The sequence below is a fragment of the Stenotrophomonas sp. 05L44_2 genome (genome assembly GCF_056665995.1).
Genome location: NZ_JBFTNR010000097.1, coordinates 1 through 8,117 on the forward strand (window position 1 = coordinate 1; position 8,117 = coordinate 8,117).

Here is an 8,117-nt window from a genome sequence, read left to right on the forward strand (position 1 = left end):
ATTCCCCCCGAACGCCAGCCCGCCTACCCGGGTGACCTGGCCATCGAGCGGCGGTTGAACGCGATGATCCGCTGGAACGCCATGGTGATGGTGCTGCGTGCCGGCAGGCATTCCAATGTCGGCGGCCACATCGCCACCTACCAATCCGCAGCAGTCATGTATGACGTGGGCTTCGATCACTTCTTCCGTGGACGGACCGAAACCTTCGACGGCGACATGATCTACATCCAGGGTCATTCGGCCCCGGGCATCTACGGCCGGGCGTACGTGGAAGGCCGCATCAGTGCCGAGCAGATGGACAACTTCCGCCGCGAAGCCGGACGCGAGGGCCTGTCCTCGTATCCGCACCCGCGGCTGATGCCCGGGTTCTGGCAGTTTCCCACTGTGTCGATGGGCCTGGGCCCGCTGACGGCGGCCTATCAGGCCCGCTACATGCGCTACCTGGAATACCGGGGGCTGAAGCAGCACCAGGGCCGCAAGGTCTGGGCCTTCCTTGGTGACRGCGAAATGGACCAGCCCGAATCGYTGGCGGCCATTTCGCTGGCCGGGCGCGAGCGCCTGGACAAYCTGGTGTTCGTSGTCAACTGCAACCTGCAACGTCTGGACGGACCGGTGCGTGGCAACGCCAAGGTGATCCAGGAACTGGAAGGCACCTTCCGCGCCGCCGGCTGGAACGTGATCAAGGTGATCTGGGGCAGCGGCTGGGACGAGCTGCTGGCACGCGATCACAGCGGGCTGCTGCGCCAGCGCATGATGGAGTGCGTGGATGGCGACTACCAGACCTTCAAGTCGCAGAGTGGCGCCTACGTGCGCGAACACTTCTTCGGGCGCTACCCGGAACTGCTGGCGCTGGTGGCGGACATGAGCGACGACGAGATCTGGGCACTGGCACGCGGCGGCCACGATCCGCAGAAGGTATTCGCCGCCTACCAGCAGGCGGTGAACACCAGCGGTGGCCCGAGCGTGGTGCTGGCCAAGACGGTGAAGGGCTTCGGCATGGGCGAGGCCGGCGAAGGCCAGAACATCAACCACCAGCTGAAGAAGATGAGCGCCGACGCGGTGCGTGCGTTCCGTGACCGCTTCGACCTGCCGGTCAGCGACGGGCAGCTGGAAGAGATGCCCTACCTGCGCCCGCAACCGGGCAGCGCCGAGGCGCTCTACTTCGCACAGCGTCGCCAGGCGCAGGGCGGCCAGCTGCCGGCACGGCTGACCCAGGTCGATCCGTTGCCGCTGCCGCCGCTGTCCACGTTCAACGTGCAGTTGCAGGGCAGCGGTGATCGTGGCCAATCCACCACCATGGGCTTCGTACGCATCCTCACCACCCTGCTCAAGGATCCCGAACTGGGCAGGCTGGTGATCCCGATCGTGCCCGATGAATCGCGTACCTTCGGCATGGAAGGGCTGTTCCGCCAGATCGGCATCCATTCCTTCCTGGGCCAGCTGTACACCCCGCAGGACGCCGGCCAGCTGAGCTATTACAAGGAGTCCAAGGACGGCCAGATCCTGCAGGAAGGCATCAACGAATCCGGCGCGATCTGTTCGTGGATCGCAGCGGGCACCGCGTACAGCAACCACGGCCTGGCCACGATTCCGTTCTACATCTTCTATTCGATGTTCGGCCTGCAGCGCGTCGGTGACCTGGCCTGGGCAGCGGCCGACGCGCGCACCCGTGGCTTCCTGCTTGGCGCCACCTCCGGCCGCACTACCCTGATGGGCGAAGGCCTGCAGCACGACGATGGCCACAGCCACGTGCTGTCCTCGGTGATTCCAAGCTGCGTGTCCTACGACCCGACCTACAACTTCGAACTGGCAGTGATCATCCACGACGGCCTGCGCCGCATGTATGTGGACCAGGAAGACATCTATTACTACATCACCMTGCTCAACGAGAACTACCCGCACCCTGCACTGCCTGACGGCGCCGAAGCCGGCATCCTGAAGGGGCTCCATCTGCTGCGTCCCGCCGCTGCCGACAGCACGGCACAGCCTCGCGTGCAGCTGATGGGCAGTGGCTCGATCCTGCGCGAGGTGCTGGCCGCCGCCGATCTGCTGCAGCAGGATTTCGCCATCGCAAGCGATGTCTGGAGTGCCACCAGCCTGACCGAACTGCGCCGTGATGGCCTGGCTGCCGAGCGCTGGAACCTGCTGCATCCGGCCGACGAGCCGCGCGTTCCCTACGTGCAGCAGTGCCTGCAGGACCATGCCGGCCCGGTGGTGGTGGCAACCGATTACATGAAGATCGTCGGCGACCAGATCCGCCCCTTCATCAACGACCGGCGCTTCATCGCACTCGGCACCGATGGCTTTGGCCGCTCGGATACACGCGAATCGCTGCGCACGTTCTTCGAAATCGATCGCCACTTCATCGTACTGGCGGCACTGAAGGCCCTGGCCGATGACGGGCATGTGGAACGGGGCCTGCTGCAGCAGGCGATCGACCGGTACGGCATCGACACCGGCAAGCGCGATCCCGCCGCAGCATGACAGAACAGCAACGGCACCCGCAGAGCACGCTTCTGTGGGTGCCGCTGCATCACATCACTACGGCAACCGCTTGAACAGGTTGGTCTGCAGGATCGGCGTGCCGTCATGGCCGAAGAAGGCCTTGGTCTCGGTCATCGTTGAGCGATCGGCGGCCACCGTGTACACGCGGGTGGACGCCGGCGCGCCATGATCGACCAGCTGCATCACCAGCGTGTTCGGCGCCGGCAGTTTCAGCGTTGCCTGGTTGGCGCCGTAGCTGCCGGTCAACGCCGCGGGCGTGCCATCCAGTGCCAGCGTACCGTCGGATTTCATGGTCTTGCCATCATGCAGGACGATGTCCACGTGCGAGCTCCACCTGCCCGCACCGGCATCCTTGAATTCCAGCACGACCTGTTGCGGCCGCTGCGCCTCAGGAAGCGCGGAAGTGGCGATCTCCAGCGACCAGCGGCCGAGCAGGGGCGAAGGCAGAGCGTCGGCCGCCTCCGCCGTCGATGCCTGCAGCGAAAGAAGGGACAGCAGCACAGCAGAAAACAGCTTCATGTGAGTCTCCTGTCGAGTGATGAACCGTCTGCGCAGCGTGCACGATGCCACGCTACCCGGACTCTGCAGCCACCGGGGTATGCGCGTAACGAACTGCATCACAGTCCGGCAGTCCGATCCGGGGCCAGGCCCCACGGGGTGAGCATTCATCGAGGTGATTCCGCCGCGCTCAGCCGTTCCATCCCAGTCCGCGCGGCTCGTTGCTGAAGCCTGCGGCCCGCAGCGCGTCCACCAGCGCGCCGCGATGCACCGGCACATCATTGATCCGTTCCAGGGTGAAGGACAGGCGCCGCCCCCGGCGCAATGCCACGGCCAAGGCCTGTGCAGCGGCAACCAGAGTGTTGGCCGCATCCTCCGCCCCGCCCTCGATCCAGCTGGACAGTTGCCGCCCGCCCTGCGCCAGGTACAGCAGCAACCGGCCGTTGCCGATCACCACCATCGCACCGGAACGCCGCAGCGGACGTGCACCGGCCACCGGCTGCGGCCACGGCAGCAGGCTGCCGAAGGGATTGGCCGGATCCAGCGCTGACAGCGCGACGACCGACAGCTCACGCGGCACACGCTCGGACAGTTCGCGCAGATGGTCGATGGTGCCGCGCTCTGCAAACTGTGCTCCGCCCAGCCCCGCCACGAAGCGGCCACGCAGGACCTGCCCGGCATCTTCCATGCCTCGATAGACAGGCTGCAGTGCAGGGAACCCACCGGTTACCGCTTCGGTCATTGCCGCCGCCCGGGTCACCACCCGGTAGCGATCAAGCAGGCTTTCGCCCAGCGCCAGCGCCCGCACCGTGTCGTTGCTGCGCTCGCGGGGCAGCAACGACCATCGCCCCGCCAGGGTCGGCCCGCTGGCAATGGCCGGGTCCAGCGCCGTGGCCCGCGCGTCCAGCGTCGGCATGAAGCGGAAACCCCGCGTGCGCCGCGAGGCCGACGCAACGCGTGCCCGCTGCTGGCGCACGCCGGCCAGGGCCCGCAACGGCGACCACAGGTCGCTGCTCACTTCGCCCCTCCAGGCCAGCTGCCATAGCGCCAGCTGGAAGTCCTCGGCCGCCGCCGCACTGCCGACCAGGCGTGACTGCACCTGCGTGGCCAGCTGCCGCGCGAAGTAGGCGCCGCCATCGGCCAGGACCTGCACGATGGCGTCCTGCATCGGTGTACGCAGCGCCGGATCCGCTTCCGGCAGCAGCGGCAACGTTTCGGCGGCATGTTCCTGCAGGTGCAGCGACACCAGGCCGTCGTCGTCACCCAGCCGTCCGTGCCCGGCCCACAGCACCCTGCCGGTGGCCAGCAGCTCATCAAGCAGGGCCGGTGCGTAGTCGCGCACCCGGGTCGGCAGGACCTGGTGTTCCCAGACCGAAACCGGCAGCGGCAACCCCGCCAGCTGCTCGACCACACGGGCAACGCCGTCGCTGCCCTCAAGCATGGCCGCAACGGCACCATTGCGGGCACGCCCGGCGCCGCCTTCCAGCAATACCCCCTGCCCCTCCAGCAGCAGGCGCACATAGGCTGCCGGTGGCACCGGCCGGGTGGCTTCACGTGCGGCCTGCAGCGAACGCAGGCGCAGACGCTGCAACACATCTTCGCTGACCCATTCGTGCACTACGTCCGGCGACGGATGCACCCGCTCATTTCCCTGCTGTCGCCGCGCTGCGCCGAAATTGCCACGCAGCACCCGCCCCTGCTCCTGCAGCCTTTCCMGCGCGCCGTCGACCACCGCCACACCCAGCCCGAACCGCTTGGCCAGCGCGCTGCTGGTGAAGGGCGCATGCGTACGTGCGTGGCGGGCCAGCAGATCGCCGAGGGGATCGGGCATGTCTGCAAGAAACACCTCGGGCAGCCCGCCCGGCAGCGCCGTACCCAACGCATCGCGCACACGTGCGGCGTCCTCCACGGCGACCCACTGCGTGTGGCCGGCAATTGAAGCCGGGATGGCGCGCTGCTGCGCCTGCAGCGCTGCCAGGTGCACTTCCACGCATTCCGGATCGGACAGGCGCAGCGCCAGGTCCGATGCAGGCAACGGTCCCAGCTCGCGCAGCAGGTCGGACACGCCTTCCATGCCATGGGCCCTGCGCGCAGGTTCCAGCCGCTGCAGTTCAYGTTCAACCTGATCGACCACCCCCGCATCCAGCAGTTCACCCAGGTCTACCTGGCCCAGCAGCTCGGCGAGCAGGCCACTGTCCAGTGACAGCACCGAGGCGCGGCGCTCGGCCAGCGGCACGTCCGCCTCGTACATGAACTCGGCGACATAGCCGAACAGCAGATTGGCCGCGAACGGCGAAGGCACCTCGGTCGCGACGTCCAGCAACTGCACCTGGCCGCGTTGAACGCGTTGCATCAGCGCGTCCAGCGCATCCAGGTCGTAGACATCCTGCAGGCACTCGCGGGCGGTCTCGATCAGGATCGGGAACTCCGCATGGGCCTGCGCGATTTCCAGCAACTGGCCGGCGCGCAGGCGCTGCTGCCACAGCGGCGATCGACGCCCCGGCGTGCGACGCGGCAACAGCAGTGCGCGCGAGGCACACTCGCGGAAGCGCGCCGCGAACAGTGCCGAATGGCCGACCGCCGCGGTGATCGTGCGGCGCAACCGTTCCGGTTCGAACACGAACATGTCCGCCCCCGGAACGCGCCCGGTACTGTCGGGAATCCGCGCGATGATGCCATCGTCGCTGGCGACCACGGCCGGGTCGATGCCCCAGCGTTCGCGCAATCGTGCTGCCACCGCCAATGCCCACGGATCATGCACGCGGCGGCCATACGGCGAATGCAGCATCACCCGCCAGTCGCCCAGCTCGTCGCGGCAGCGTTCCACCACCAGGCGCAGATCGGTGGGCAGCACGCCCGTGGCCTGCCGCTGCTCGGCGACCAGGCCGAGCATGTTGCTGATCGCGTTGGCGTCCAGGCCACTGGCCTGCAGGCGTGCGTGCAGCGCCGTCGCAGGGGTGTCACTGCTATCGATGTGCGCCTCCAACGCGGCGAGAAACGCACCGATGGCCTGTCCCAGTTCGGCAGGGCGGCCGACACCTTCGCCACGCCAGAACGGCAGGCGCGCCGAACGTCCGGGTGCGGGCGTCACCACCACCTGATCGTGGGTGATCTGGTCGATCCGCCATGAGGTCGCGCCCAGCGTGATCACATCATTCACCCGCGACTCGTGGACCATCTCCTCGTCCAGCTCACCGACGCGGCGCGATCCGGCCCGCTCTTCTCCTTCAGGCAGCACCACGCTGTACATGCCACGGTCGGGAATGGTGCCGCCGCTGGTAACCGCCAGTTGCTTCGCACCAGGGCGAGCGCTGAGCTCACCGCTCTGCCGGTTCCATACCAGCCGCGGCCGGAAGCCGGCGAAATCCTCGGACGGATAGCGGCCGGAAAGCATGTCCAGCACCGCGTCGAAGGCACTGCGCGGGAGTGAGCGGTACGGCGCGGCACGGCGTACCCGCGCATACCAGGCATCGGCCTGCCACGGCTCCATCGCCACCGCCGCCACCGTCTGCTGGGCCAGCACATCAAGCGGGTTGCGCGGCGGAGCGATGGCCTCGATGCGTCCGGCCAGCATGCTGTCCACCACCACAGCGGCATCGATCAGGTCGCGCCGCGTACGCGGATACACCAGACCGCGGGACATGCCACCCACCTGGTGGCCGGCGCGACCAACGCGCTGCAGGGCGCTGGCCACCGACGGCGGCGCGGCCACCTGTATCACCAGGTCGACCAGCCCCATGTCGATCCCCAGCTCCAGGCTGGACGTGGCCACCACGCAGCGCAGTGCACCCGATTTCAGCGCCTGCTCGATCTCGCCGCGCTGCTCCTTGGAGACCGATCCGTGATGCGCGCGTGCAATCAGTGCCGGCGCAGCGGAGACCCGGTTGACCGTACTGCCGGTGAAAGAGCCATAGGCCAACCCGTTACCCGAATCGCCACGGATTGCGCCGTCTTCGCCACTGCGTCCGGCGTGCAGCTCGTTCAGGCGTGCGGTCAGCTTTTCGGCTACGCCACGCGAATTGGCAAAGACAATCGTCGAGCGATGGCGCAGCACGTTGTCGAGAATGCTTGCCTCCACGTGCGGCCAGATCGAGCCGATCCGCGCGCCGCCGTCGCGCTCCCCGGGCGTGCCCTGCGTAGTCAGGCTGGACATGTCTTCCACCGGCACCACGATGCGCATCTGCAGCTGCCGCGCCGAGCCGGGTTGGACCACGCTCACCGGGCGGTCGCCGCCCAGGAAGCCCGCCACCTCGTCGACCGGCCGCACCGTGGCCGACAGGCCGATGCGCTGCGCCGGCTCGTGCAGCAGCGCATCCAGCCGTTCCAGGCTCAGCGCCAGATGCGAACCGCGTTTGCCGCCGGCCACTGCATGGATTTCATCGAGGATGACGGTCTGCACATCGCGCAGGATCTCGCGTGCCTGCGAGGTCAGCATCAGGTACAGCGACTCGGGCGTAGTGATCAGGATGTCCGGCGGCCGCCGCACCAGGCCTGCACGTTCGCTGCTGGAGGTATCGCCGGTACGCAATGCGACGGTCAGCTGCACCGCCGGCTCGCCGCGTCGGGCGCGCTCGTCGGTGATGCCCTGCAGCGGCACCTGCAGGTTGCGCTGCACGTCGCTGCCCAGCGCCTTGATCGGCGACAGGTACAGCACACGGGTTCGCCGCACCGGCTTGGCCAACGGCGCTGCGCGCGCTTGCCGATCACGCTCGGCGAACAGCTGGTCGATGGSATGCAGGAATGCGGCAAGTGTCTTGCCCGATCCGGTTGGCGCGATGACCAGGGTATGTTGCCCGGCACCGATCGACGACCAGGCCTGATCCTGCACCGGCGTGGAGGCATCGAACGCGGCACGGAACCAGGCCTGCGTCGCGGGATGGAAGCGCTGCAGCGGGTCCTGCGGGAAATCAGGCGGCGTCATGGTGCGTCGATCATACCCAGCTGCGGCCCGTTGGCCGGGCCTTGGTTGGCGCTGGTTGCATCAGGCAGCTGATCCGAGGGTCGACAACAAAGGCCCGGAGCGTAGCCATCCTGCCGTCACGGAAACGCCAGACGTCGCTGTAAAGACGCGTGGTCCGCCCGCCGTCAGTATCCGTGGTCACGATCGTACCCAC

Annotated in this window: 3 protein-coding genes; 1 reads left to right on the plus strand and 2 read right to left on the minus strand. The window is 67.7% G+C overall.

Annotation, left to right across the window (positions count from 1 at the left end; genetic code table 11):
- Positions 1 to 2,484 (plus strand): pyruvate dehydrogenase (acetyl-transferring), homodimeric type (gene aceE / locus AC1VAN_RS05290; RefSeq protein WP_480985400.1); only part of this gene is annotated, 2,484 nt, incomplete at its 5' end.
- Between the two features lie 57 nt (positions 2,485 to 2,541).
- Here aceE and AC1VAN_RS05295 read toward each other — a convergent pair.
- Positions 2,542 to 3,024: a LuxR family transcriptional regulator gene (locus tag AC1VAN_RS05295; protein WP_100436082.1), complete on the minus strand. Its 483-nt coding sequence runs from the start codon at positions 3,022 to 3,024 to the stop codon at positions 2,542 to 2,544.
- A gap of 169 nt (positions 3,025 to 3,193) precedes the next feature.
- Positions 3,194 to 7,924 (minus strand): ATP-dependent helicase, encoded by a 4,731-nt coding sequence (locus AC1VAN_RS05300; protein ID WP_480985401.1) that lies wholly within the window; start codon positions 7,922 to 7,924, stop codon positions 3,194 to 3,196.
- Between the last annotated feature and the right edge of the window lie 193 nt (positions 7,925 to 8,117).

Bases quoted from the DNA above. Each gene is read 5' to 3' on its own strand.
- AC1VAN_RS05295 (WP_100436082.1), bottom strand. From the start codon at position 3,024: ATGAAGCTGTTTTCTGCTGTGCTGCTGTCCCTTCTTTCGCTGCAGGCA.